Origin of the sequence: Pseudomonas sp. JQ170C (assembly GCF_035581345.1) — a bacterium.
Taxonomy (GTDB): Bacteria; Pseudomonadota; Gammaproteobacteria; order Pseudomonadales; family Pseudomonadaceae; genus Aquipseudomonas.
Genome location: NZ_CP141608.1, coordinates 3,978,439 through 4,003,631 on the forward strand (window position 1 = coordinate 3,978,439; position 25,193 = coordinate 4,003,631).

Consider the following 25,193-nt stretch of genomic DNA (forward strand, 5'->3'; position numbering starts at 1 on the left):
TTCGGTGAACTGGGTAACGCCTTCAACCGCTTTGTCGAGCGTATCCACGGCTCGATCCGCGAGGTGTCGTCAGCCACCGAGCAGGTCAACGAAGTGGCATTGCGCGTGGTCAGCGCGTCCAACTCCTCGATGGTCAACTCCGACGAGCAATCCAACCGCACCAACAGCGTTGCCGCCGCGATCAACGAGCTGGGCGCCGCCGCCCAGGAAATCGCCCATAACGCAGCGCAAGCTTCGCAGCAGGCCAGCTCGGCACGCCGCCTGGCCGAAGAAGGCCAGCAGGTGGTCGACCGCAACATCGCCGCCATGAACCGCCTTTGCGACCTGATCTGCACCTCCAGCTCGCACATCGAGACGCTCAACAGCAAGACCGTGAACATCGGCCAGATTCTCGAAGTGATCACCAGCATTTCCCAACAGACCAACCTGCTCGCCCTCAACGCCGCAATCGAGGCCGCGCGGGCCGGTGAAGCCGGTCGTGGTTTTGCCGTGGTCGCCGATGAAGTGCGCAACCTGGCGCACCGCACCCAGGAATCGGCGCAGCAAGTGCAGAACATGATCGAGGAGTTGCAGGTCGGTGCCCGCGAGTCGGTCGAGACCATGGGCCAGAGCCAGCGCCACAGCCAGGACAGCGTCGAGATCGCCAATCAGGCCGGTGAGCGCCTGGGCAGCGTGAACCTGCGCATTGGTGAAATCGACGGCATGAACCAGTCGGTGGCCACCGCGACCGAGGAGCAGACCGCCGTGGTCGAGGCGATCAACATGGACATCAACGAAATCAACATGCTCAACCAGGAAGGGGTCGAAAACCTGCAGGCCACCCTGCGCGCCTGCTCCGACCTGGAGCAACAGGCCAGCCGCCTGAAGCACCTGGTAGGCAGCTTCCGCATCTAGCAGGAGCATCGGTAGGAGCGGGCTTGCCCCGCGATAGCGGTCTGCCTGTTACACCGCCATCGCGGGGCAAGCCCGCTCCTACCTAGGGTTTCAACAGCTCGGTGATCCAGCGGACTTGCCGGGCGACGTCTTCAGGCGCCGCCTGGTGTGTCAGGATCCGTTGCTTGAGGCGCAACCTGCGTTGCCATTTGACCAGGAACGCCTCGCTGCGCGCCTGCATCAGCAACGGACCGAAGTACAGTTCAAGGTCGGTGTACAGCACCGGCCCGCTGTGCTCGGCGACGATGATTTCATAGTCGAAACGGTTCTCGCGCAGCACTTCCTCATGGAGGATGCGGTAACCGTTTTCCATCAGCCACAGGCGCAGCGGCTGCTCGCCGCCGTTGGGCTGCAGGATCAAGCGTTCCTTGCCGCTCAGGCGCGTCTTGTCGCGCTCAAGGATGTCGCGGATCGTCTCGCCGCCCATGCCGCACAGGCTGACCGCGGTGATGCCGTCACCCGGCTCGATCGCCGCCAGGCCATTGGCCAGGCGCACGGTAATGTGCCCCTCCAGGCCCTCTTCGCGCACGGTGCGTTCGGCGGCGCGAAACGGCGTCAACGCCACCTCGCCGGCCACCGCCGCCGCGATCAGGCCACGGCGCATCAAGGCCACCGGCAGGTAGCCGTGATCCGAGCCGATATCGGCCAGGCGGGCCCCGGCGGGCACCTGCGCTGCCACGCGTTCAAGACGCATGGACAATGTCTGTTCGTTCAACGGCTGCCCTTCTTCATTTGCCCGGATCGGGGCGCGATTCTGTCGGCCAACGCCACGCATTTCAACCCGGTAGGAGCGGGCTTGCCCCGCGATAGCGTTCTGCCTGTTACACCGCTATCGCGGAGCAAGCCCGCTCCTACGGGATTGCACAGTCTTTTATCCGCTCTCGCAGCCATTTCAGGCCCGGGTCGGTATCGAACCGGCTGTGCCAGTAGGCAACCAGTTCCGGTGCCGGGAAGTCGACCGGCGGCTCATGGCAACTGAGGCCGAACGTGTGCGCGAAAACACGGGCGATCGGGCCCGGCAGATTGCAGATGTAGCCCGTCTGTGAAGCGATCACCGGCATCGCCATGAAGTTCTGCACCAGCACACCGATACGACGGGCAAGGCCCTGGGCCTTGAGGGTCGTGTCGATGATGTTGCCCTCACGCTGGTGCATTTCGATCATCACCTGCGGCCGCTCAAGGTAGAGCTCCAGGGGGAAGCGTCCGGGCGCCAGACCTTCGCGCTCCCAGATCAGCGTAAGCAACGACACCGTGGTGATCGGCTCGTGGCGCAGGCTGGCAGCCAGCGTCATGGGTGTGCTGATGACCAGGTCGATGTCGCCCCGTTCCAGCAACGGCGCCACGGTGCTGGCGGGCGGCAGCGGCACCACCTCGATCATCACCCCCGGCGCCTCGCGCGCGATGTGCTGGATCAGCCGCGGCAGGATCAGGAATTCGACGAAGTCGCCGGAGGCAATGCGGAATTTGCGTTTGGCCGCGGCCGGCAGGAAGGGTTCGGAGCCTTGCAACACATCGTCCAGGCGCATCAGCGCATCGCGCACCGGGCCGATCAGTTCGGCCGCACGCGCCGTCGGTACCAGGCCACTGCGGCCGGTCACGAACAGTTCGTCGCCCAGTCGCTCGCGCAACCGCCGCAGGGCGTGGCTGACCGCCGGCTGGCTGAGCGCCAGGCGCTCACTGGCGCGGGTGACGTTCTGCGTCTCCCACAGGGTGGCGAAGACCACCAGCAGGTTCAGGTCCAGGGTACGGGTATTAATGTTGTGCATTCCCGGAATTCCACATATTCATTTCCTTCACGGTACAGGCTTTGGTGTAGTCGCTCCACCCCCCACATCTGTGTGAGAGCGCAATCATGAATAACAATAAAACCCTGCAAATGGGCTGGTTCATTCCCACCATTGGCGACACCACCGCCTTCAGTGATCCGACCAAGAGCATTTCGCAATCCCGCGAGCATTTCGAGCGAGTCGCCGTTGCCGCCGAACAGGCCGGTTTCGATTACGTACTGGTCCCGGTCACCCCCTTCTGCTGGGATGCCTGGGTGACCGCCGCGTTCGTGGTGGCCCGTACCGAGCGCCTGAAGGCGTTGGTGGCGGTCAAGCCCGGCTTCATCCATCCGGTCGCCCAGGCGAAGATGTTCGCCACCTTCGACCAGATGTCCAAGGGGCGCATCTACATCAACCTGATCGCTGGCCTCAGCGAAAAGGACGCCTACGCCGAGGGCCAGATCTGCTCCAAGGAAGGTCGATACGAGCAGCTCGAAGAAGAAGTCGAGCTGATGAAACGCCTGTGGACCGAAGACGGTGTGGAGTACGAGGGCAAGTACTACCAGGCCCATGGCCCGAAGGTCATCCCGGCACCGTTCCAGCAACCCCACCCGCCGTTCTTCCTCGGCGGCGGCTCCGAGCAGGCCGCCGAAATCTCCGCCAAGCACTCTGCGGTACACCTGTTCTGGGGCGATTACCCGGAGCGTATCGCCGAGCAGGTCAAGGAAATGCGTGAACGCGCGGCCAAGTACGGCCGCGGTGAAGAGATCGAGTTCGCCATGCGCCTGCAGATCATCTGCCGCGAAACCGAAGAACAGGCCTGGGCCGCCGCCGATGCCCTGGTCGACGGCGCCGACCCGGCCTGGACCGAGCAGGTCAAAACCATGATGGCGGAGTCCGTCGCCAACCAGCGACAGAAAGAACTGTCGCGAACGGTCGGACGCAAGATGACCCCGCACCTGTGGACCGGCATCACCGAGGTGCGTCCCGGTGCCGGCGTGGCGGTGGTCGGTAATCCCCAACAAGTCGCCGACCAATTGCTGGCCTTCGTCGATGCCGGTTGCACGGGCTTCTGCCTGTCCGGCTACCCGCACCACGAAGAAGCCGAGCGCTTCGGCCGCCTGGTCATGCCGCTGCTCAAGCGCTGAGTCACTCCACCCCAACAACAATTAGCCGCCGGCACGCCCGGCGGCAATGGAGTCCACATCAATGAACACTTCCAACTTCGACCCCCGGCAGTTCCGCCAGGCGCTGGGCGCCTTCACCACCGGCGTGACCATCGTCACCACCCGCGGGCAGGACGGCCAGGACTACGGATTGACCGCCAACAGTTTCAACTCGGTGTCGATCGACCCGCCGCTGGTGCTGTGGAGCATCAACAAGGACTCCTCCTCGGCCCAGGCCTTCACCGAAGGTTCGCACTTTGCCGTGCATATCCTGGCCACCGACCAGGAGGCGCTGTCCAATCGCTTCGCCAAAAGCGCCAGCGACAAGTTCCAGGCCCTTGAGCTGCAGCGCGGGCCCAGCGACGTCCCCTTGCTCGATGGCTGCTCGGCACGCTTCCAGTGCAAGACCACCTACCAGTACGAGGGCGGCGACCACATCATTCTGGTCGGCGAAGTGCTGGCCTTCGACCGCTTCGACAAGGACCCGCTGGTGTTCCAAGGCGGCGGCTACCGCCGCCTGCTCCCCGCCGCAGCCCCGGGCCAGGAGCACACCAGCATCGACGAGAACGGGCTGGGTTCTCTTCTGGGCCGCGCGCCCGAAGCCCTCTCCTTCAAAGAGGCCCAACAGCTCAAGTCACTGATCGGTCGCCTCATCCAGCACACCGGCGCCGAGCTGCCGGCGTACTGGCGCACGGATAACGCCTGGCACAACAGCCACCTCTGGCAGCAACTCGACGGCGCCCCGGCAGCACGCTAAGGCAGCCCTGCGCGGTGTGCCGTACACCGCGCAGCCTCGACTTCAACATTCAGTCCCAGAGGTAACCCGTCGATGACCCGTACAACGACGCTCCACGCCACGGCGATGCCCCGCACGGCGCCGTGGCTGCCCAGTCATGGCCAGGCCAGCTATGCCCTGGGTGTGCTGCTGCTTGCCTACGTCTTCTCGATCATGGACCGGCAGATCCTCAGCCTGTTGGTCGGGCCGATCCAGCAGTCCCTGCACGTCAATGACACCTGGATGGGCCTGCTCCACGGCTTCACCTTCGCGGCCTTCTACTCCCTGGCGGGCCTGCCACTTGCACGGCTGATCGACCGTGGCAACCGGCGCCTGATCATCACGGTCGGCATCGGTGTGTGGTGCCTGGCCACCGCTGCCAGCGGCCTGGCCAGCGAGTTCTGGCACCTGCTGGTGGCCCGCATCGGCGTGGCGGTGGGCGAAGCGGTGCTGCTGCCCGGCGCCGTGTCGCTGATCAGCGATCTGTTCGTGCCGCACAAGCGTGGCCGCGCCCTGGGCGTGTTCGGTGCCGGCGGCCCGGTCGGTGTCGGCGGTGGCCTGCTGGCCACCGGCCTTGTGCTCGGCTACTTCAGCGCCCATCCCTTGACCTTGCCGGTGCTGGGTACCCTGGCCCCCTGGCAGACCACGCTGATGTCGATCGGCCTGCCGGGGCTGATCGTCCTGGTACTGATGTTCGGTGTACCGGAGCCACGCCTGCAAAGCGCCGGGCTGGTGTTGCCGACGTCGGCCGCGCAGGGCGTGCCCCTGGCTGACGTGCTGGCCTTCCTGCGTGGCAACCGGCGGACCTTTGCCACCATCATCATCGGCCTTGGCTGCTACAACGCCGCGGTCTACGGTGGCGGAACCTGGGTACCCAGCTACCTGGTGCGCGAGTTTGGCTGGACCTACGCCAGGGCCGGCACCGTGATGGGGCTGATCATGTGCGTCAGTGCACCGCTCGGTGTGCTGGGTGCCAGCTGGCTCGGGGAGTACTGGCGCCGACGCGGCGTGGAGAACGGCAACCTGCGCGTGGCGATCATCGCCAGCATCGTCCTGCCCGTGTGCGCGATCCCCTTGCTGCTGGCGCCCGGTGCCACCCTGGCGCTGCCGTTCCTGGCCCTCACCGCGGCCTTCTGGGTGTGCCTGTTCGGTGTCGGTCCGGCGCTGATCGTCGAGATGTCGCCTGCCCCCATGCGCGGACAGTTCATTGCCCTGTTCACCGGCGTCCTCAACCTGCTCGGTGCCGGCGTCGGCCCGGTGGCCATCGGCGCGATCACCGACTATGTGCTGACCGACCCCGCCGCTATCGGCTACTCGATTCTGGCCGTCACCCTGATTGCCTGCATCCTCGCCGCGGTACTGCTGTCGGGCGCCCGGCGCAGCTTCAGCCGGACCCTGCGCCAGGCCCGTGAATGGCAGCCCGCCACAACCTGCACCCGCTAACCCTTGCAACGGAAGAGAACCCTCATGAATACGATCAAAGGCAGCTGCCTGTGCGGCGGCATCCACTACTCCAGCCACCTCGCCCCACTGTCGACTGCGGTCTGTCACTGCAACGACTGCCAGAAACAGAGCGGCAGCGCTTTTTCGGTGAACCTGCTGGTGCAGGCCGAAGGCTTCCTGATCCAGGGCGTCGGCCTGGGTTGCTACGCCAAGGCCGGCGGCAGCGGCCTGCCGGTCAAGCGTTACTTCTGCACTCGATGCGGCTCGGCGCTGTATTCGGAAGTCGCGTCGATGCCAGGGGTTCTGGCGGTCAAGGCCGGCACCCTGAGCCAGCCGAAAAGCAGCACACCGAACCTGCACCTGTGGTGCGCCTCGGCACAGCCCTGGGTGGTCATTGACCGCTCCCTGCCGTGCTTCGAGCAGACACCCACCGAATGACTTCCATCGCCTTGGCAGGCGTGAACAAGCAGTTCTTAACCAGAGAGCACGTCATGAAAACAACAAGAATACTGGTGCAAACCGGCGCCCTGGCGCTTTCGCTGCTGGCCTCGAGCGTGATGGCCAAAGTGTCTCCCGAGGAGGCCGCGCAGCTGGGCACCGCGCTAACGCCCATCGGTGGCCTCAAGGCCGGCAACGCGGCGGGCAGCATTCCGGCCTGGTCCGGCGGCCTGCCCACCACAGCGGGCACAGTCGATAGCAAGGGGTTCTTGTCCGATCCCTTTGCCGGGGAGAAGCCCCTGTTTGTCATCACCGCCGCCACGGCCGCACAGCACAAGGACAAACTGACGGCGGGCCAACTGGCGCTGTTCGAGCGCTACCCGGCCACCTACAAGATCCCGGTGTACCCCACGCATCGCACCGCCGCGCTGCCCGCCGACATCTACCCGGTGATCAAGGCCAGTGCGGTCAAGACCGAACAGGTCGATGGCGGCAACGGCCTGAGCGGTTTTGCCGATACCCGCTACTACGCATTCCCCGTGCCGAAAAGCGGCATCGAAGTGCTCTGGAATCACCTGACGCGCTACCGCGGCGGCAACATCAACCGTCTGGCGACCCGCGTGCAACCCCAGGCCAACGGCGACTTCAACATGGTCCAGCTCGCCGACGAGATCTCCTACCCACGTGAGCTGCCTGACCTGGAGAAGGGCCAGGCCGACAACATCCTCTTCTACTTCATCCAGCGAGTGACCGGGCCCGCCCGCCTCGCCGGCAACGTATTGCTGCTGCACGAAACCATCGACCAGGTGAAGGAACCCCGTGGTGCCTGGCAGTACAGCGCCGGACAGCGCCGCGTGCGCCGTGCGCCACAAGTGGCCTACGATGGCCCGGCCACTGCCGCCGATGGCCTGGCCACCGCCGACAACTTCGACATGTTCAACGGTGCCCCGGATCGATACACCTGGGAACTGGTCGGGAAAAAGGAGCTGTACATCCCTTACAACAGCTACAAGCTCGACTCCCCTGCCCTCAAGTACGCCGACATCCTCAAGGCCGGGCATATCAACCAGGACCTGACCCGCTATGAGCTGCACCGTGTCTGGGAGGTGGTGGCCAAGGTCAAGCCGGGCCAGCGTCACATCTATTCGACACGGCACATGTACTTCGATGAAGACACCTGGCAATTGGCCGAAGTGGATCATTACGATGGCCGCGGCCAGCTGTGGCGCGTGGGCGAGGGACATGCCCAGCAGTACTACCACAAGCAAGTGCCCGGCTATACCGCGGAGGTGCTGTATGACCTGCAGTCCGGTCGCTATTCGGTACTGGGCCTGAAAAACGAAGAGAAGCGCAGCATCGAGTTCGGTGCCGTCGCCTCGGCAAGCAACTACACCCCGGCCGCCCTGCGCCAGGCAGGGGTGCGCTGACCGCCCGGTCTGCTGCAGGAGCGGGATCTCCTGCAGTGTGACCATCCATCAGTTGGATCCCACGCCCGGAGCGGGCCACTAGACTTCATAGGGGGGAAATCAACGCACCTCACATCCGGAGATCTGTGATGAACAGAGCATCTTGGCTGGCGTTGGTAGTGGTGGTTGGGGCAGTTTCAGGCTGCGCGAGCAGGTCCGAAATTGTCGATGTCCCCCTCCAGGCTACCCCGCTGAACGCAACGCATATCGCACGCGCCACTCTCAGTCCGGTGGGCGATCAAACCAGCATCAAGCTCACGGTCGGTGGGGTTCCCCACGACATGGCCGTTTCCAGCCGCCTGGACACGACAATCGTCGCCGGGTCGTGCCAGCACCTGGGTAAACCTGCCTACACCACCCGCCAGGCCAACAGCGTCGACTACCCCTCCCTGGCCCCACGTACCCAGTACTGGGCGCAGGCTCCCGTGGCGCTGAGCGAACTGGCCAAGGGTGAATATGCCCTGCTCATTCGCACCAGCCCGGCGGACGGAAGCCAGCCGCTGTTCTGCGGCGATATCAAAGAAGGCTGAACCCTGCGTAGGAACGGGCTTGCCCCGCGATAGCGGTGTATCAGGTTGATCGCTGTCGCGGGGCAAGCCCGCTCCTACACGGCTGGGTATATCTGGAAGAGATGGCTCCATCTGAAATCAGCACTACGGGTGTTGACCAAAGCCTGCCTAAGATGAGCAATAACTCCCTACAAATGCCGCCCGCCTGACGCGGCGAACAAGAACCGGAGACTGCTCGATGCCCCTTCCCCATTCCCTGTGCGATGACCTGCACCTGTTGCTCGGTGACCGGTTTTCTACCTCCGCCAGCGTGCGCGAGCACCATGGCAGCGATAGTTCCGCCCTCGATCCGATGCCGCCGGATGCCGTCGCCTACGCCAACAGCCTCGACGATATCGTCAGCATCAGCGCCGCGTGCCATCGCCACAACGTGCCGATGATCGCCTATGGCAGCGGCACCTCGCTGGAAGGTTGGTTGCAGGCGAGCCACGGTGGCGTGAGCATTGATGTCTCGGGCATGAACCAGATCGTCGAGATCCGCGTTGACGACATGGATGCCACGGTACAACCCGGCGTGACCCGCAAGCAGCTCAATGCAGCCTTGCATGGTACCGGGCTGTTCTTCCCCATCGACCCGGGTGCCGACGCCTCGCTGGGCGGCATGGCGGCAACCCGCGCCTCGGGTACCAACGCGGTGCGCTACGGCACCATGCGCGAAAACGTGCTGGGCATGACCGCCGTGCTGGCCGACGGTCGCGTGATCAACACCGGCGGACGGGCACGCAAATCCTCCTCCGGCTATGACCTGACGCACTTGCTGGTGGGCTCGGGCGGCACGCTGGCGACCATCGCCGAGCTGACCGTCAAGCTGCACCCGATTCCGGAGTCCATCTCGGCAGCCGTCTGCCGATTCCCCAGCGTCGATCACGCCGTCCGCGCGGTGATCCAGATCATCCAGCTGGGCGTGCCCGTCGCCCGCATCGAACTGCTCGACGCACTGACCATGCGCGCCCTCAATGCCTACAGCAAAACACAACTGCGCGAGGTGCCCTCGCTGCTCTTTGAACTGCATGGCTCCGAGGCCGGGGTGAAGGAGCAACTGGAGACGGTGCGCATGGTCGCCGACGAACACCAGGGGCTGGACTTCGAGTGGGCGGTGCATCCCGAAGACCGCAGCCGCTTGTGGCAAGCACGCCACGACGGCTACTTCGCCGCCCTGGCCCTGCGCCCCGGCTGTCGTGCCCTGACCACCGATGCGGTGGTGCCGATTTCGCGCCTGGCCGACTGCATTGAAGCGACCGCTGCGGACCTTGCGGAACAGGGCTTGCTCGCGCCCATTTTCGGCCACGTCGGCGACGGTAATTTCCATGCGCTGATTCTGGTCGACCCGGCCGACGCGGCCGAAGTCGAGCGCGCCGAAGCGGCCGCCCATCGACTGGCCGAACGCGCGATTACCATGCACGGCAGTTGCACCGGCGAGCACGGCATCGGCCTGACCAAACAGCACTACATGGCGGTTGAACATGGGGCAAACGCGGTGGACGCCATGCAGGCGATCAAGGCCGCACTGGACCCGAAACAACTGATGAACCCCGGGAAGATTTTTCCGCGCGGACACGCCACTGGCTGAGGCGCTGTACCATCACCGGCCCTGAATGCCCGAGTCCTGCAGGAAGCCCCCATGGAAATCCGCCAGATCAGATACTTTGTCGCTGTCATTGATTGCGGCAGCTTGTCCCAGGCCGCTCGCCAGGTGCATGTGGCGCAATCGGCATTGAGCAAACAGATGTCGGCGCTGGAGGACGAGCTGGGGGTGCAGCTGTTCTATCGCAGCTCCAACGGCGTGGTTGCCAGTGAAGCCGGCAAGGTCTTCTACGAGTACGCCCAAGGCATGCTCAAGCACCTGGCCGATGCCCGTGCCGCCGTCACCAGCAGCCCCGGCGCGGTCAGTGGCTCGATCGTCGTGGCGCTGCCGCAAAGTGTCGCGACCATTCTCGCCATGCCGTTGATGCGAGCGGTGGCCGCGCGCTACCCGCAGGTGGCGTTCCACCTCAACGAGGAGTTGACCGGCAACGTCATGGATCAACTGATCCACGGCCGTGTCGACCTTGCCCTGTTCACCTCCCTCGACTTGCCTGCGCAGGTGCTGTTCAGCGCAGTGCTCGAGGAAGACTTCTACCTGATTCACCGCGCCAAGGCAGCCGATGCCCCACCGGCTGGCGAGGTTTCGCTGGAGCAGGCACTGGCTCGCCCGCTGGTGTTCCCGAGCCAGGCCCACGGTCACAGCACCCGCACCCTGGTCGAACACGCGGTCAAGCAGCACGGGCTTGCCGTGGGCGAGATCGCCATGGAGGTCAACTCCGTGCACATCCTCAAAAGCGCGGTCGAGGCCGGCATTGGCCACACCATCATGCCGTTGAACCTGGCCATGCGCGAAATCGAAGACGGACGCCTGATCGCCCACCGGATTGCCGCGCATGGCCTGTCGCGCACCCTGGGCATCTGCAGCTGTGCCTCGATGCCCGCCAGCCACCTGAAAACGCTGATCAGCGAGTTGATCCGCGAAGTCGTCCGGGACATGTGTGCGTGCGGCGACTGGCCGGGAGGTCGCGCGCTCTGACCCAGGCGTCATGCCATTTCACGTTCGCTCCTACAACAACAAGAACGAGGCTCGAGATGAATACCCAACCGCCACTCCCCGGTGACCTGCCGGACGCTGCGCTGCACTCTGCCTACCGCAAGACCGCGTGGCGGATCATTCCGCTGCTGATTGTCTGCTACCTGGTCGCCTACCTCGACCGGGTGAATGTGGGCTTTGCCAAACTGCAGATGCTCGATGACCTGAAGTTCAGCGATGCGGTGTACGGACTGGGTGCCGGCGTGTTTTTTGTCGGCTACCTGATGTTCGAGATTCCCAGCAATATCGCCCTGCATCGGTTTGGCGCCCGCCGCTGGATCGCCCGCATCATGATGACCTGGGGCCTGCTGTCGGCGGCGATGATGTTCATCGAAACGCCCATGACCTTCTACGTGCTGCGCTTTCTGATCGGTATCGCCGAAGCCGGTTTCTTTCCCGGGATCATTTTCTACCTCACCACCTGGTTCCCGAGTCATCGCCGAGGCGTGATGATTTCGCTGTTCATCGCCGCCCTGCCGATCTCGAGCATGCTCGGCTCGCTGATTTCCGGCTGGATCATGCAGCACTTCGATGGCGTGGCCGGTTATGCCGGGTGGCAGTGGCTGTTCGTGATCGAAGGCTTGCCGGCCGTTGCACTGGGTGCTGCGGTGTTCTTCCTGCTGCGCGATCGCATTGCCGACGCCCGCTGGCTCAGCCCCGAAGAAAAGCGCGGCATGCAGGCGGCACTGGATCGCGAGGCCAGGGAAAAGCCCCGCCACTCACTGCGTGACGGCTTGCTGAACCCGATGATCTGGATGCTGGGTGCGGTTTACTTCTGCCTGGTGCTGGGCCAGTACGTGATCAGCTTCTGGATGCCGACCATCATCCGCAACAGCGGCGTCGCCGAACCCTGGGCCATCGGCGTGCTGACGGCGATTCCCTACTCCGTGGCCACGGTGAGCATGGTGTTGGTCGGGCGTAGCTCCGACCGCCTGCGCGAGTACCGCTGGCACCTGGCGATCTGCGCCTTCATCGGCGGTGCCGGGGTGGTGTTCGGCACCTTGTTGGGTGACAGCCTTGTGCTGTCGATGATCGGCCTGACCATCGGCACCGCGGCGATGATCAGCAGCCTGCCGGTGTTCTGGGGCTTGCCCACCGCCGTCGTCGGCGGTGCGGCGGCGGCAGCGGGAATCGCGTTGATCAACTCGCTGGGGAACGTCGCCGGGTTCTTCAGCACCATTGTGGTTGGCTGGTTGACGCAGCTCACGGGCAATACCCATACGGCGATGTACTTCATGGCCGGTGCCCTGGTGGTTGGCGGGCTGCTGGGGTTGAGCGTGCCGCGTACGCAGCGCGTGACCGAACCCGTAGGAGCGGGCTTGCCCCGCGATGCGGTGTGACGGGTAGATCGCTATCGCGGGGCAAGCCCGCTCCCACAGGCCGGTTGGCACGGGCTTGCCCCGCGATGGGATGTAACGTGCAGGACGCTATCGCGGGGCACAGAGAAAGCTCACCAGTTCACGCCCATGACTGCTGAGCGACTCCCAGCCCTTGATGCACAACCGTAGCTCCAGGGTGGCCCAGCTTTCCTCCAGCGGGATCATCCGCACCGGCAGCTCCTGCTCCATGCGCAGCGCGGTGGTCTGCGGCAGCATGGCGATGCCGGCGCGCTGGGCGACCAGTTGGGCGATGGCCTCGAAGCTCGGTGCCCGCACGCGGATCTGCAAGGGCACGGCCAGTTTTCTCGCCCGCTCTTCGACAAAACGCTGCATGGCCCGCTCCGCCGGCATGCCAATGAACGGATAGCTCAGCGCATCGCTCAGGCGGGTATGGGCACCCGCCGCCAGGGGGTGCTCGTTGGGCACCAGCATCACCAGCCGCTCTTGGCGAAACGGCAACGACAGTACGCCATCACTGATGACGCTGCCGTCATACACACCGATTTCACATTCCCCCGTCAGCACCGCGCGCATGACGTCCGCACTGCGGTACTCGGTCAGTTGCAGATCGACCTCGGGGTAGTCGGCCAGAAACGATCCCAGCACCGCCGGCAACAGGGTGTTGGTGGTCACGGTGGTCGCCGCCAGGCGCAGGGTGATGCGGCGCTGGCCGGCGAGTTCCTTGAGGGTGTCCTGCAGGGTTTGCGCCTCGCCGAGCACGCTGCGGGCGGCCTCCAGCACCAGACGCCCGGAGGGCGTGAGCTGCATGCCGTCGGCCTTGCGGGTGAACACGGTAATGCCGCAGCGCTCCTCGAACAGGCGCAGGCGGCTACTGGCGGCCGAGACGGCAACCGGAATGCTGGCCGCGGCCTTGCTCAAGCTGCCGGAGGTGGCAATGGCGGTCAGCAGGCGAAGATCGGCGAGGTCAAAATGCACGGGGCGTTCTCTTTTAGCGAAGGCTTCGTTCGGAAAATTGCGATTCTTGGAAGATGGCGTTCTCTTTAGAATAACCCCTGTCTTTCTTCCTGTTCTGGGCTGTCGATGAATAATTTACGTGCGTTGTGCCAGCGTAGCGTCAGCAACGGCAGCCTGTTTGCGGTGCTGTCTGCCCTGGGGTTCAGCCTCAAGGCGATTTTCGTCAAGTTGTCTTATGCGGCAAGCCAGGTGGATGCGATCACCCTGCTGGCGATGCGCATGGGCCTGGCCTTGCCGCTGTTTGCCTGGCTGGTGTGGGCCAGCCGCGGCCCGAGCAACGCGCCGCTGGGCCTGGGCGACGGGGTGCGGGTGATGCTCCTGGGCCTGTTCGGCTATTACCTGGCCAGCCTGTTCGATTTCTACGGCTTGCAGTACATCAGTGCCGGGCTCGAACGGCTGATCCTGTTCACCTACCCGACCCTGGTGCTGGTGTTCCAGGCCATCGCCCTGCGCGAGCGCCCTACCCTGCGTACCCTGGCGGCAATGGGCCTGTGCTACCTGGGCCTGGGTATCGCCTTCGTGCATGACGTGAGCGTCGCCAACATGGGCAACCAGGTGATCGTCGGTGCGGCGTGGGTGTTCGCCAGTGCCGTGACCTATGCACTGTACTACTCGGGCACCGGCATCATGCTCAAGCGCATGAACTCCATGCGCCTGGCAGGGCTTGCCGGTGGCGCATCGTCGCTGATGGTGCTGGCGCACTACCTGCTGGTGGCCGATTTCGCCGGGCTCTGGCAACTGCCCACGGCGGTGTGGGTCTATGCGGCGTTGATGGCCGTGATCTCCACGGTGCTGCCGATCTATTGGGTGGCGCTGGCGATCCAGCGCATGGGCGCCACCCATACCGCGGCCGTCGGCAACCTGGGGCCGGTGCTGACGGTGCTGGCCTCGTGGGCGGTGCTCAGTGAGGAGGTGTCGGTGTACCAGATGGCCGGGCTGGCCCTGGTGCTGTTCGGGGTGTCGCGGCTCAAACCTGCGAAGGCGAAAGCGCAGGCACCCGGGCAGGTCGGCTCGTCGCCGCAAAAGGCGTAGCGTGCGGCTCAGCTAGACTTGAGGGGCCTGGTGCCGAGCGTTGCGCAAGGCACCGGCCCCCAAGCGTAGTTACTCTCACCGAATTGACCTGAGTACACACCATCATGTGTAAATCATGTGATTCAACCTCCACCCCAAACCCGAACGACCGTCGTCGCTTTCTTCAACTTGCCGGACTCGGCGCAGGTGCCCTGCTGCTGGCCGGTGCGCTACCTGCACGGATGATCCAGGCCGCGGAGAAATCGTCGGCGCCCCCCAAACCTCAAAACGTCATGACACCCGACCAGGCCCTGCATCGCCTGGTCGAAGGCAACGAGCGGTATGTCAGCGGCAACTCCGACACCCACGACTTTCAGGACGAACGCGAAGCGTTGGTTTCCGGCCAGAATCCGTTCGTGGCGGTGCTCAGTTGTTCCGATTCACGGATCGCCCCCGAATACGCCTTCGACACCGCGCGCGGTGATCTTTTCGCCATCCGTGTGGCCGGCAACTTTGTCACCGACGAAGGCCTGGCCAGCCTTGAATATGCAGTCGCCGTGCTCGGCGCACCGTTGATCCTGGTGCTGGGGCATGAAAGCTGCGGCGCCATCGATGCCGGCATCAAGGCGGTCAAGGATCAGACCGTGTTCCCCGGCCATATCTCCAAACTGACCGACGCCCTCAAGCCCGCCGTCGAAAAGGTCCTCAAGCAACCCGGCAATCTCATGGAAAATGCGACGGTGCAAAACGTCAAAGACTCGGTCCAGCGCCTTAAGAACGCCACGCCACTGCTCACCGATGCCCTGAGCAAGGGCACGTTGAAAGTCGCAGGCGGCATCTACCGCCTGGGCACCGGCAAAGTCGAGCTGATTGCCTAGCGCCAGACAACAAAAAAGCACCCGAGGGTGCTTTTTTGTTGGTCGCTGTTTAGCGGGTCAAGGCCGCTACCTTGGCCCGCGCGCTGTGCAGCTTTTTGTAGCTCTCGAGCAGCCGCAGGTGCTTGTCGAGGCCTTCAAGCTTCATGCTCGTAGGCGTCAGGCCGAAGAAGCGCACGCTACCGTCCACCGAGCCCAGCACCGCATCCATCCGCGGGTTGCCGAACATACGGCGGAAGTTGACCTCGTAGTCTTGCATCTCCAGCTCATCGTCCAGTTCCACCTCAAGCACCACGTTCAAGGCCTGATAGAACAGTCCGCGCTCGACGGTGTTGTCATTGAACTGCAGGAAGGTTTCCACCAACTCCTTGGCCTCGTCGAACTGCTGCAGCGCGAGGTGGATCAGCAGCTTCAGTTCCAGAATGGTCAACTGGCCCCACACCGTGTTCTCGTCGAACTCGACGCCGATCAGGGTCGAGATGTCGGTGTAGTCATCGAGCTCGCTCTCGATCAGGCGCTCGAGCAGTGCCTGCAGGTCATCTTCGTCCAGGCTGTGCAGGTTGAGGATATCGGCGCGGAAGAACAGTGCCTTGTTGGTGTTGTCCCAGATCAGGTCGTCCACCGGGTAGATTTCCGAGTAACCCGGCACCAGGATGCGGCAGGCCGTTGCACCCAGGTGCTCATACACTGCCATGTACACTTCCTTGCCCATGCCTTCGAGAATGCCGAACAGGGTGGCGGCTTCCTCGGTGTTGGCGTGCTCGCCGTGGCCGGAGAAGTCCCACTCGACAAACTCGAAATCAGCCTTGGCACTGAAGAAGCGCCACGACACCACACCGCTGGAGTCGATGAAGTGCTCGACGAAGTTGTTCGGCTCGGTCACCGCATGGCTTTCAAAGGTCGGCTGAGGCAAGTCGTTCAGGCCCTCGAAGCTGCGGCCCTGGAGCAGCTCGGTCAGGCTGCGCTCCAGCGCCACTTCAAGGCTTGGGTGGGCCCCAAAGGAGGCAAACACACCGCCGGTACGCGGGTTCATCAGGGTGACGCACATGACCGGGAATTCTCCGCCCAGCGAGGCATCCTTGACCAGCACCGGGAAGCCCTGCTCTTCCAGCCCCTGGATACCTGCCTGAATCGCGGGGTACTTGGCCAGCACCTCCTGCGGCACATCCGGCAGGGCGATTTCGCCTTCGAGGATTTCGCGTTTGACCGCACGCTCGAAGATCTCCGACAGGCACTGCACCTGGGCCTCGGCCAAGGTGTTGCCGGCGCTCATGCCGTTGCTCAGGTACAGGTTTTCGATCAGGTTGGAGGGGAAGTACACCACCTCGCCGTCCGACTGGCGCACAAACGGCAGCGAGCAGATGCCGCGTTCTTCATTACCGGAGTTGGTGTCGTACAGGTGCGAGCCGCGCAGCTCGCCATCGGGGTTGTAGATCTCCAGGCAGTAGCCGTCGAGCAGGTCAGCCGGCAGTGCGTCTTTACGGCCCGGCTTGAACCAGCGCTCGTCGGGGTAATGCACGAACGGCGCGTTGGCGATTTCTTCGCCCCAGAACTGGTCGTTGTAGAAGAAGTTGCAGTTCAACCGCTCGATGAATTCGCCCAGCGCCGAGGCCAGCGCGCTTTCCTTGGTGGCACCCTTGCCGTTGGTGAAGCACATCGGCGACTGTGCATCGCGGATGTGCAGCGACCAGACGTTGGGAACGATATTGCGCCACGACGCGATCTCGATCTTCATGCCCAGGCCCGCCAGGATCCCGGACATATTGGCGATGGTCTGCTCCAGTGGCAGGTCCTTGCCGGCGATGTAGGTGCTGGCGTCCGAATCCGGATTGACCATCAGCAGCGCCTGGGCGTTGGCATCGAGGTTTTCCACTTCCTCGATGACAAACTCGGGGCCGGTCTGCACCACTTTCTTTACCGTGCAACGGTCGATGGAACGCAGGATGCCCTGGCGGTCTTTCTCGGAGATGTCCGCCGGCAGCTCGACCTGGATCTTGAAGATCTGGTTGTAGCGGTTCTCCGGGTCGACAATGTTGTTCTGCGACAGGCGGATATTGTCGGTGGGGATGTCACGCGTCTGGCAATAGAGCTTGACGAAGTAAGCCGCGCACAGGGCCGACGAAGCCAGGAAATAGTCGAATGGCCCCGGGGCAGAACCATCGCCCTTGTAGCGAATAGGCTGATCGGCCACCACCGTAAAGTCATCGAACTTGGCTTCAAGTCGAAGGTTGTCGAGAAAGTTAACCTTGATTTCCATGCGGGATTACCATCGAGCGAAACAAATTGGCCGCCATTATCCGGTTTTTCACCCTGAAGTCCCGTGCTTTTGCGCGATGGCCGCTGGCCGGTCCCGGGCTAGCGCTTCACGAAATCGACAATGGCCTCGACCACGCCTGGCGCAAGGGGTAGATCGCGCTGTGCGTAAGCACGCAGGTTGGCTTGAGTGTCGCCCTCGGGCACTTCCTTGAGGACATGATTGACGCCCGGCAGCAGCTTGACGATGGCATCTGGTTTTGCCGTTGCCAGGGCCTGGGCATCCTTGGTGTGCACCTGCAGGTCTTCAGTACCTTGAAGGATAAGCACCGGCCGGCTGATGTTGTTGATGAGCTGCCCGGGATCGAGCTGGAAAAGGCTGATCAGGTAGCCCTGGACCTTCGGGCGAAACAAAGGCTCGAGCGGCGCGGAGACCTCGGCCACCGCCTTGCCCTGTTCAAGCGAACGGATGATGCTCATAGCCTCTGGCAACAACGGCTGGTTGGCAGGATTGCCTTCGAGCTGGTCGCGCACTACCGAGGCCATTGGCCTGCCGGGCGTAGCGGCCAGAATCAGGCCGCACACACCCGTGCTGTTCTGCGCCGCCTGCAGGGCGACCAGGCCACCTTCGCTGTGGCCCAGCAGCCAGATGCAACCTTGGCTGTTGCGATCAGCGAGGTACTCGACCCAGGCACGTACGTCGTGCGCATAGTCCTGCATCCGTACCTGATCCGGATCGGCGATCGCAGCCCGGCTGCCAAACATCCCGCGTTTGTCGATACGCACGGTCTGGATGTCCCGTGCTGCGAGTGCCTGCGCCAGCAGCCGATAGGGCGCTGCGCCAATACCCAGCGGGCTGTTGCCGTCACGGTTGGTCGGGCCGGACCCGGGGATTATCAGCACCAGGGGAGCCGACGGTGCCGAGCCACTGAGCAAGGCGCCCTGCAAGGGGCCCTGGGGGCCTGGAATCTGCACCACCTGCTCGGCCGTGGCGTGAATGGAAAACACCATCAAGAGCGCTAAGATCGGCATCCTTGCCCGGTTCATTGTCCTGAATCCTTATGTGTGTGCGCAGTCGGGCTACGCAGCGATGATTGAACACGCAGTCTGCCACAACGCCCTGACGCTCCTACCAAGCCAACCTCACAAATCGCTCAAGGCAGCCGTTCGGTGGCAGAATCTCCTGACTTTGATCGTTTTGGAGACCCCCATGCTTCGTGCATTCGAACGAAGGCTCGACCCCTTTCCTCCTGACGAGGTACCCCCACCGCCGGTGGGCCTGGCCCGGTTCCTGTGGGCGTGCACACGGGGCGCGCGCGGCTACATCCTTGCGTTTGCGCTGCTGAGCGCCAGTGTGTCGATCTACGAAGCCTGGCTGTTTTCGTTCCTCGGTCAGGTCGTGGATCTGCTCGGCACCTGGCAGGCAGGTGGCGATGCAGCAGCGCAGGAACGTCGCGTGTTGTGGGGCATGGCTATCGTCATGCTGTGCAGCGTCGGGCTGGTGGCATTGCGCACCATGGTGCAGCACCAGATTTTGGCGATAAACCTGCCATTGCGACTGCGCTGGGACTTCCACCGCTTGATGCTGCGGCAAAGCCTTTCGTTTTTCTCCGATGAGTTTTCCGGCCGGGTGACCACCAAGGTCATGCAGACGGCGCTGGCCGTGCGTGACCTGCTGTTCACCCTTATCGAGATCGCTCCCGGGATAGGCGTGTATTTCATTGCGATCATCGCCCTGGCCGGTGGTTTCGCGCTCAAGCTGATGCTGCCTTTCGTTGCCTGGGTCGTGTTGTTCGGGCTGGCCATGCTGTACTTCGTGCCCCGCCTGGGAAAGGTCGGGCAAGAGCAAGCCAATGCGCGGTCGATGATGACCGGGCGTATCTCGGACGCCTACACGAACATCACCACGGTGAAGCTGTTCTCCCACTCCAACCGTGAAGCCCATTTCGCCCGTGCAGCGATGGAGGACTTCAAGCAGACCGGCTTTCGCCAGATGCGCCTGGTCAGCCAGTTCGAGATCGTCAACCAGGCCTTGGTGGTGGCGTTGATCATGGCCGCCGGGGGTTATGCCCTGTGGCTGTGGCACCAGGGTGAGGTCGGCGCAGGCGCGGTGGCGGCAATCACTGCCATGGCATTGCGGATCAATGGCATGTCGCACTGGATCATGTGGCAGATGACTTCGTTGTTCGAGAGCATCGGTACCGTGCAGGACGGCATGGCAACCCTCACCCGCGGCCCCAAGGTGAAGGATGCGCCGGATGCGGGTGTGCTGGTGACCAGCGCAGGGGCGGTAACCTTCGACAATGTGAGCTTCAACTACGGTGGCGAACGCCAGGTGCTCGATGGCCTGAACCTGACTATTCGCCCGGGTGAAAAAATCGGCCTGGTCGGCCGCTCCGGCGCGGGCAAATCGACGCTCATCAACTTGCTGCTGCGCTTCTATGACGTCGACAGCGGGCAGATACGCATCGACGGCCAAGACATTGCCCACGTGACGCAAGACAGCCTGCGCAGCGCCATCGGCATGGTCACCCAGGATACGTCACTGCTGCACCGTTCCATTCGCGACAACATCGCCTACGGCCGCCCCGATGCGAGCGACGCACAAATCCGCCGTGCCGCGGCCAATGCCCAGGCCGATGAGTTCATCAGCCAGCTCAGCGACCGGCAAGGCCATACCGGCTACGACACCCTGGTGGGCGAGCGCGGCATCAAGCTGTCGGGCGGCCAGCGCCAGCGCGTCGCGATTGCCCGGGTAATGCTCAAGAACGCCCCGATCCTGCTGCTCGACGAGGCCACCAGCGCGCTGGATTCCGAGGTCGAAGTGGCCATTCAGGAAAGCCTCGATGAGATGATGAAGGGCAAGACCGTGATTGCCATCGCCCATCGGCTGTCGACGATTGCGGCAATGGACCGGCTGATTGTCATGGATGAGGGACGCATCATCGAGCAAGGTACCCACACCGAACTGCTGGCGAAAAACGGCATCTACGCGCAGCTGTGGCACCACCAGAGTGGCGGGTTCCTGGGTGAGGACCGGGGCGTGGCCGAGGCGATGGATCAGGCGTAAGCGGGGGCTGCGAGCGGCCCTTCCGTGGACACCATCACGACCGCTGCGCGGCCGATCGCAGGCTGTCGCCAGCGGCTACGGGGTTTGGCCTGCACGCTGTAGCCGCTGCCGAGGAACGAGGCTGCGATCGGCCGCAACGCGGCCGTCATTCAGATTGTTTGTTGGCGGAGGCCCTTCCGTGGGCGCCATCACGACCGCTGCGCGGCCGATCGCAGGCTGTCGCCAGCGGCTACGGGGTTTGGCTTGCACGCTGTAGCCGCTGCCGAGGAACGAGGCTGCGATCGGCCGCAACGCGGTCGTCATTCAGATAGTTTGTTGGCGGAGGCCCTTCCGTGGACGCCATCACGACCGCTGCGCGGCCGATCGCAGTCTGTCGCCAGCGGCTACGGGGTTTGGCCTGCACGCTGTAGCCGCTGCCGAGGAACGAGGCTGCGATCGGCCGCAGAGCGGTCGTCATTCAGATCCGGATGCCATGCCTGCTGGGCTGGTATCATTCGAGCATCTACAGGCTGGGTTGAAAGATGAACCGTCAAAAGAAGATCAAGCAGTTACTGAAGGCGCACGCCAAAAAGGCCAGTGCCAAACTCGCGCCGAAGAACAAGCCCAAATACATCAGCAAGGCTGACCGATTGAAGCTTGAGGCTGAAACCAGCCAGGACGCGGACGTTCCCGCCGAGTGAATCGCCCCGCCTGGCCATCCCGCACCGACTCAGATCGAGCGCTGGTTTACCCGGCTCATCAGTTGTTCTGCCGTTTCTTTGCGCTCCGAATAGCGATCAACCAGAAACGCCTGGCGGTCGCGCAGCAGCACGGTGAATTTCACCAGCTCCTCCATGACGTCAACGACGCGGTCGTAGAACGGCGACGCTTTCATCCGGCCGGCCTCATCGAACTCCAGGTAGGCCTTTGGCACCGACGATTGGTTGGGGATGGTGAACATCCGCATCCAGCGCCCCAGTACGCGTAGCTGGTTGACCACGTTGAACGACTGCGAGCCGCCACAAACCTGCATCACCGCCAGGGTCTTGCCCTGGGTCGGGCGCACGGCGCCCAGTTCCAGCGGGATCCAGTCGATCTGTGCCTTGAACACCGCCGACATCGCGCCGTGCCGCTCCGGCGAGCACCAGACCTGACCTTCCGACCACAGCACCAGCTCGCGCAGCTCCTGAACCTTGGGGTGGTCGGCCGGCACATCGTCGGGCAGTGGCAGCCCCGACGGATCGAAAATCCGTGTATCGGCGCCGAAATGGGTGAGCAGGCGGGCGGCCTCCTCCACCAACAACCGGCTGAACGAGCGCGCGCGGGTCGAGCCATAGAGCAGCAGGATGCGCGGTTTGTGATCGCCGGGAATTACGGCCTGGGCGTGATCGAACAGGGTGGGGTCAAGGTTGGGCAGATGCTCTGACATGCGTCCTCCGGTTTAAAGCGTGCCGATACGATCAAGCTCGCGCTGGAGTTCATCGCGGCCAAATTGGGCAAAGGGAAGTTCGAGAAAGGCTTGGCAGCGCTGTTCAATGCGCGCCAGGGTGGAACGGAAGGCCGCGTCAATCGCCGCCTCGTCACCCGTTACCTCGGACGGATCGTCCAGCCCCCAATGGGACTTGAGCGCCGGGCCGAAATACACCGGGCAGGTTTCGCCGGCGGCTTTGTCGCAGACGGTGATGACGATGTCTGGCGGGTTGCTGACGAAGGCGTCGTTGCCCTTGCTGTGCAAGCCTTCGATGCTGATGCCGGCCTGCTGCAGCGTAGAAAGACTGCGTGGCAGCACCTGCCCCTTGGGAAAGCTGCCGGCACTGACGGCTTCGGTGCCTGGCGGTGCCAGGTGATTGAACATGGCTTCAGAAAGAATGCTACGGCAACTGTTGGCCGTGCACATGAACAGGATTCGCATGATGGGAGGTTCTCTCGATCAGGGTTCAGCAGCAGGCAACTGCGCGCACGGGACGACCATCCATGCTCTGCAGGCGTTGCGCGTTGTCCTTGAGCCAATCGGCATTGGCCTTCGAGGTGACGTGCAGGATTTGCCGGACCCAGTCGGGGAGGTCCGGATTGAGCCGGTAATAGACCCACTGGCCCTGACGGCGATCGAGCAGCAATCCATTGCTGCGCAACTGTGCGAGGTGGCGGCTGACCTTCGGCTGGCTGTCGTTGAGCGCACACATCAGCTCGCAGACACAAAGCTCTCCCTGATCGGCAATCAGCAGGGTGGCACGCACGCGGGTCTCGTCGGCCAGGCTCTTGAAGACTTCGGGGGGCGTGATCATGAAGCGCGCTCTACATATACGGATAGGCGAATATACGCATTACCGCATATCTAGAGCAAGCCCCGCCACATTGCGATCACATGCATTAGCGACGGTAGTAGCGGCGGTCGTCCTCGTAGCGGTGGCGCATGACCCGGTCGTGGTGGCGCTCCCAGTCACGATGGCGGGCAGCTTCACGGCGGGCCTGCTCCCTGCGCCATTGGTCCCGGCGCCATTGATCCCGACGCCAATCGTCCCGACGATCATGCCAGCGGTCGTCATGCCGGTAGCGGTCGTCATGGGCCAGCAACGGCCCGGTCTGCTCACTGGCCAGGGTCGCCCAGGGGTTGCCGGCAGCCTTTTGTACGGCCGCGACAGGCGGGGTTGCTGTCTTGATCTGTGTTGCCGATGCCGAGCCCATTGCCGCAAACGCGAACAGGCCGAAGAGCACCATCCGTGGGACATGGAATTTCATGAGCGAAGACAACCTCTGCTGGACAATTGGACGTGTGGCCATCCGGCTGCAGCAAACCTGAAGGTTCGTGCCTGGCAATCGAATGTGCCTATCCACATAGACCGGCAAACAGGAAAAAGTTCTAAGGCGCCTTCGCTTTAAATGCCTTTGGACATGGCGTTGGCCGACAGGTATCTTTCCGCTCGCACTGACTGATAATACGATTGATTTTCAATTAAGCGCCGCTGCAGTGGAAGGAACGGCATGTCCGGCAAACACCCCATCGAACACCTCTACGTCGAGCACCATGGCTGGTTACAGGGCTGGCTCCGGCATCGACTGAACAATGCCGCGGATGCGGCGGACCTTGCCCAGGACACCTTCGTTCGTGTGCTGCAACGCCGTCACGCGCAGGCCTTGCTAGAGCCACGGGCGTACCTGCGCACCATCGCCCGCGGGCTGGTCATCGACTTGTGGCGCCATCGCGACATCGAGCGGGCCTGGCTCGAAACCCTGGCGCACTTGCCCGTTGAAGACATGCCTTCACCGGAAACCAATGCCCTGGCCATCGAGGCACTGGTGGCCATCGACCGTCTGCTGGACGAGTTGCCAGCACGTGCCCGTGTCGCCTTTCTGCTGGCTCAACTGGACGGTATGCCCTGTCCGCGGATCGCCGAGCAGTTGGGGGTATCGTTGTCCACGGTCGAACGGGATATCGCCAAAGCCTTGCGCCATTGCTACACAAGGGTGTTCGAGGACGCGATATGAACGGCGCTGCCCTGCCCTCGCTGCCGCCCGAGGTGGTCGACCAGGCCATCGAGTGGTCGATACGCCTCAACTACAACCAGCCTGACCCGGCGACGCGCCTGGCCTTCGATGCCTGGCTGGCCCGTGCCGATACACATCGCCTGGCCTGGGCTCGCATCCAGAGCCTGGGCGGCCGTTTTGCAGGCGTGCCGTCGGAGCTTGCCATGCAAGCGCTGGAGAAACTGCCGGAGGCTCGCCTGCAACGGCGTCAGCTGCTGAATTTGCTGTCGGTGTTCGCAGCGGTCGGCGTTACAGCCTGGACCACCCGCCAGACCCTTCCCTGGCAGCGGCTCCAGGCCGACTACAGCACTCAGGTCGGGGAACGTGGGCGCTGGGACCTTGCTGACGGCAGCCTGCTTGAGCTCAATACCGACAGCGCCGTGCGCCTGCGCTTCGACGCAATGACCCGCGACATCGAATTGCTGCGGGGTGAGTTGCACCTGATCAGCGGCGCAGATACCGACAGCCCCACCCGGCGTGCGCTGCGCGTCAGTACTGCACTGGGTACGTTCGAGGCCCTGGGCACCCGCTTCAGCGTGCGCCTGGAGGCTCAGTCCTGTCGCCTGAGCGTGACCGAAGGCGCGGTGCGCATGCAGCCGCAGGCGGGTACTGCCGCTGTCGCCCAGGCCGGCGAAATCTGGCAACTGGATGCTGCCGCCACCCGGCGCCTGACAGGCGACGCGGCGGAGTCCGCGGCCTGGCGTGATGGCGTGCTGGCCGTGCGCGACATGCCGCTGACCGATGTGCTGCAGGAGCTCGGCCGCTACCGCAACGGCTACCTGGGCTGCGCACCCGATATCGCCCGGCGGCCCATCAGCGGCAACTTCAACCTGACAGATACCGATGCCACCCTGGCCTTCCTCGCCCAGGCCCATGGCCTGCAACTGCACTCACTGACGCGCTACTGGGTGCGTCTTAGCGCTTAGCGCAGGCCGATAAAAAAGTTCGCGATC

The 25,193-nt window shown here is 63.6% G+C and carries 24 protein-coding genes and 1 pseudogene; 16 read left to right on the forward strand and 9 right to left on the reverse strand.

Annotation, left to right across the window (positions count from 1 at the left end):
• Nucleotides 1-297 precede the first annotated feature (297 nt).
• A pseudogene (locus U9R80_RS27375) lies at nt 298-894 on the forward strand (methyl-accepting chemotaxis protein); the annotation flags it as partial.
• A gap of 82 nt (nt 895-976) precedes the next feature.
• On the opposite strand, the gene U9R80_RS18135 reads toward U9R80_RS27375, so the two are convergent.
• The gene (locus U9R80_RS18135) at nt 977-1,648 is read right to left on the reverse strand and encodes a tRNA (adenine(22)-N(1))-methyltransferase (protein ID WP_301842061.1); all 672 of its coding nucleotides are present in this window, start codon (nt 1,646-1,648) and stop codon (nt 977-979) included.
• A gap of 136 nt (nt 1,649-1,784) precedes the next feature.
• Nucleotides 1,785-2,699, reverse strand: a complete 915-nt coding sequence (locus U9R80_RS18140; RefSeq protein WP_301842062.1) for a LysR family transcriptional regulator — start codon at nt 2,697-2,699, stop codon at nt 1,785-1,787.
• Between the two features lie 86 nt (nt 2,700-2,785).
• Here U9R80_RS18140 and U9R80_RS18145 point away from each other — a divergent pair, with 86 nt between their 5' ends.
• From U9R80_RS18145 to U9R80_RS18185, 9 genes are all read left to right on the forward strand, one after another.
• Nucleotides 2,786-3,847: an LLM class flavin-dependent oxidoreductase gene (locus tag U9R80_RS18145; protein WP_301842064.1), complete on the forward strand. Its 1,062-nt coding sequence runs from the start codon at nt 2,786-2,788 to the stop codon at nt 3,845-3,847.
• 61 nt (nt 3,848-3,908) lie between these two features.
• A complete protein-coding gene (locus U9R80_RS18150) occupies nt 3,909-4,622 on the forward strand; it encodes a flavin reductase family protein (RefSeq protein WP_301842066.1) in 714 nt (237 codons plus the stop codon).
• Between the two features lie 72 nt (nt 4,623-4,694).
• Nucleotides 4,695-6,083 (forward strand): MFS transporter, encoded by a 1,389-nt coding sequence (locus U9R80_RS18155; RefSeq protein ID WP_301842069.1) that lies wholly within the window; start codon nt 4,695-4,697, stop codon nt 6,081-6,083.
• A 24-nt stretch (nt 6,084-6,107) separates the two neighbouring features.
• The gene (locus U9R80_RS18160; protein ID WP_301842070.1) at nt 6,108-6,521 is read left to right on the forward strand and encodes a GFA family protein; all 414 of its coding nucleotides are present in this window, start codon (nt 6,108-6,110) and stop codon (nt 6,519-6,521) included.
• A gap of 53 nt (nt 6,522-6,574) precedes the next feature.
• Complete coding sequence (locus U9R80_RS18165; protein WP_301842071.1) at nt 6,575-7,948, forward strand: DUF1329 domain-containing protein; 1,374 nt, start codon at nt 6,575-6,577, stop codon at nt 7,946-7,948.
• A gap of 128 nt (nt 7,949-8,076) precedes the next feature.
• Nucleotides 8,077-8,517, forward strand: a complete 441-nt coding sequence (locus U9R80_RS18170) for a hypothetical protein (RefSeq protein ID WP_301842073.1) — start codon at nt 8,077-8,079, stop codon at nt 8,515-8,517.
• 217 nt (nt 8,518-8,734) lie between these two features.
• Nucleotides 8,735-10,126, forward strand: coding sequence for an FAD-binding oxidoreductase (locus U9R80_RS18175; protein ID WP_301842075.1), 1,392 nt, complete (start codon nt 8,735-8,737; stop codon nt 10,124-10,126).
• Between the two features lie 51 nt (nt 10,127-10,177).
• Entirely contained in the window at nt 10,178-11,116 is a 939-nt protein-coding gene (locus tag U9R80_RS18180) for a LysR family transcriptional regulator (protein WP_301842076.1), read from the forward strand.
• 56 nt (nt 11,117-11,172) lie between these two features.
• Entirely contained in the window at nt 11,173-12,513 is a 1,341-nt protein-coding gene (locus U9R80_RS18185; protein WP_301842078.1) for an MFS transporter, read from the forward strand.
• Between the two features lie 87 nt (nt 12,514-12,600).
• Here U9R80_RS18185 and U9R80_RS18190 read toward each other — a convergent pair whose 3' ends face one another.
• Nucleotides 12,601-13,488 (reverse strand): LysR family transcriptional regulator, encoded by an 888-nt coding sequence (locus U9R80_RS18190; RefSeq protein ID WP_301842080.1) that lies wholly within the window; start codon nt 13,486-13,488, stop codon nt 12,601-12,603.
• Between the two features lie 105 nt (nt 13,489-13,593).
• Here U9R80_RS18190 and U9R80_RS18195 point away from each other — a divergent pair, with 105 nt between their 5' ends.
• Both U9R80_RS18195 and U9R80_RS18200 read left to right on the forward strand, forming a co-directional pair.
• A complete protein-coding gene (locus U9R80_RS18195) occupies nt 13,594-14,559 on the forward strand; it encodes a DMT family transporter (protein ID WP_301842082.1) in 966 nt (321 codons plus the stop codon).
• 104 nt (nt 14,560-14,663) lie between these two features.
• Entirely contained in the window at nt 14,664-15,416 is a 753-nt protein-coding gene (locus tag U9R80_RS18200) for a carbonic anhydrase (RefSeq protein WP_301842083.1), read from the forward strand.
• 49 nt (nt 15,417-15,465) lie between these two features.
• On the opposite strand, the gene U9R80_RS18205 is transcribed toward U9R80_RS18200, so the two are convergent.
• Nucleotides 15,466-17,670 (reverse strand): OsmC domain/YcaO domain-containing protein, encoded by a 2,205-nt coding sequence (locus U9R80_RS18205; RefSeq protein WP_301842085.1) that lies wholly within the window; start codon nt 17,668-17,670, stop codon nt 15,466-15,468.
• Nucleotides 17,671-17,768: 98 nt separating this feature from the next.
• Nucleotides 17,769-18,677 (reverse strand): alpha/beta hydrolase, encoded by a 909-nt coding sequence (locus U9R80_RS18210; RefSeq protein WP_324803493.1) that lies wholly within the window; start codon nt 18,675-18,677, stop codon nt 17,769-17,771.
• Nucleotides 18,678-18,876: 199 nt separating this feature from the next.
• Here U9R80_RS18210 and U9R80_RS18215 point away from each other — a divergent pair, with 199 nt between their 5' ends.
• Together U9R80_RS18215 and U9R80_RS18220 are read left to right on the forward strand one after the other, a co-directional pair.
• Nucleotides 18,877-20,736, forward strand: coding sequence for an ABC transporter ATP-binding protein (locus U9R80_RS18215; RefSeq protein ID WP_301842088.1), 1,860 nt, complete (start codon nt 18,877-18,879; stop codon nt 20,734-20,736).
• A gap of 521 nt (nt 20,737-21,257) precedes the next feature.
• Complete coding sequence (locus U9R80_RS18220) at nt 21,258-21,416, forward strand: DUF2986 domain-containing protein (protein WP_301842090.1); 159 nt, start codon at nt 21,258-21,260, stop codon at nt 21,414-21,416.
• A 29-nt stretch (nt 21,417-21,445) separates the two neighbouring features.
• Here the strand turns inward: U9R80_RS18220 and arsH are convergent, their stop codons facing one another.
• From arsH to U9R80_RS18240, 4 genes are all read right to left on the reverse strand, one after another.
• Nucleotides 21,446-22,144 carry an arsenical resistance protein ArsH gene (gene arsH / locus U9R80_RS18225; RefSeq protein ID WP_301842093.1) on the reverse strand — a complete coding sequence of 233 codons (699 nt, stop codon included), beginning with the start codon at nt 22,142-22,144 and terminating at the stop codon, nt 21,446-21,448.
• Between the two features lie 12 nt (nt 22,145-22,156).
• On the reverse strand, nt 22,157-22,627 hold the full coding sequence (locus U9R80_RS18230; protein WP_301842095.1) for an arsenate reductase ArsC: 471 nt from the start codon (nt 22,625-22,627) through the stop codon (nt 22,157-22,159).
• Nucleotides 22,628-22,652: 25 nt separating this feature from the next.
• Nucleotides 22,653-23,000, reverse strand: a complete 348-nt coding sequence (locus tag U9R80_RS18235; RefSeq protein ID WP_301842097.1) for a metalloregulator ArsR/SmtB family transcription factor — start codon at nt 22,998-23,000, stop codon at nt 22,653-22,655.
• An 85-nt stretch (nt 23,001-23,085) separates the two neighbouring features.
• Nucleotides 23,086-23,454: a hypothetical protein gene (locus U9R80_RS18240; RefSeq protein ID WP_301842099.1), complete on the reverse strand. Its 369-nt coding sequence runs from the start codon at nt 23,452-23,454 to the stop codon at nt 23,086-23,088.
• Between the two features lie 243 nt (nt 23,455-23,697).
• On the opposite strand from U9R80_RS18240, the gene U9R80_RS18245 reads away from it, so the two are divergent.
• Both U9R80_RS18245 and U9R80_RS18250 read left to right on the forward strand, forming a co-directional pair.
• Nucleotides 23,698-24,201 (forward strand): sigma-70 family RNA polymerase sigma factor, encoded by a 504-nt coding sequence (locus U9R80_RS18245; RefSeq protein ID WP_301842101.1) that lies wholly within the window; start codon nt 23,698-23,700, stop codon nt 24,199-24,201.
• Nucleotides 24,198-25,166: a FecR domain-containing protein gene (locus tag U9R80_RS18250; RefSeq protein WP_301842103.1), complete on the forward strand. Its 969-nt coding sequence runs from the start codon at nt 24,198-24,200 to the stop codon at nt 25,164-25,166. Before U9R80_RS18245 ends, U9R80_RS18250 begins: the two co-directional genes overlap by 4 nt.
• Nucleotides 25,167-25,193: the final 27 nt, after the last annotated feature.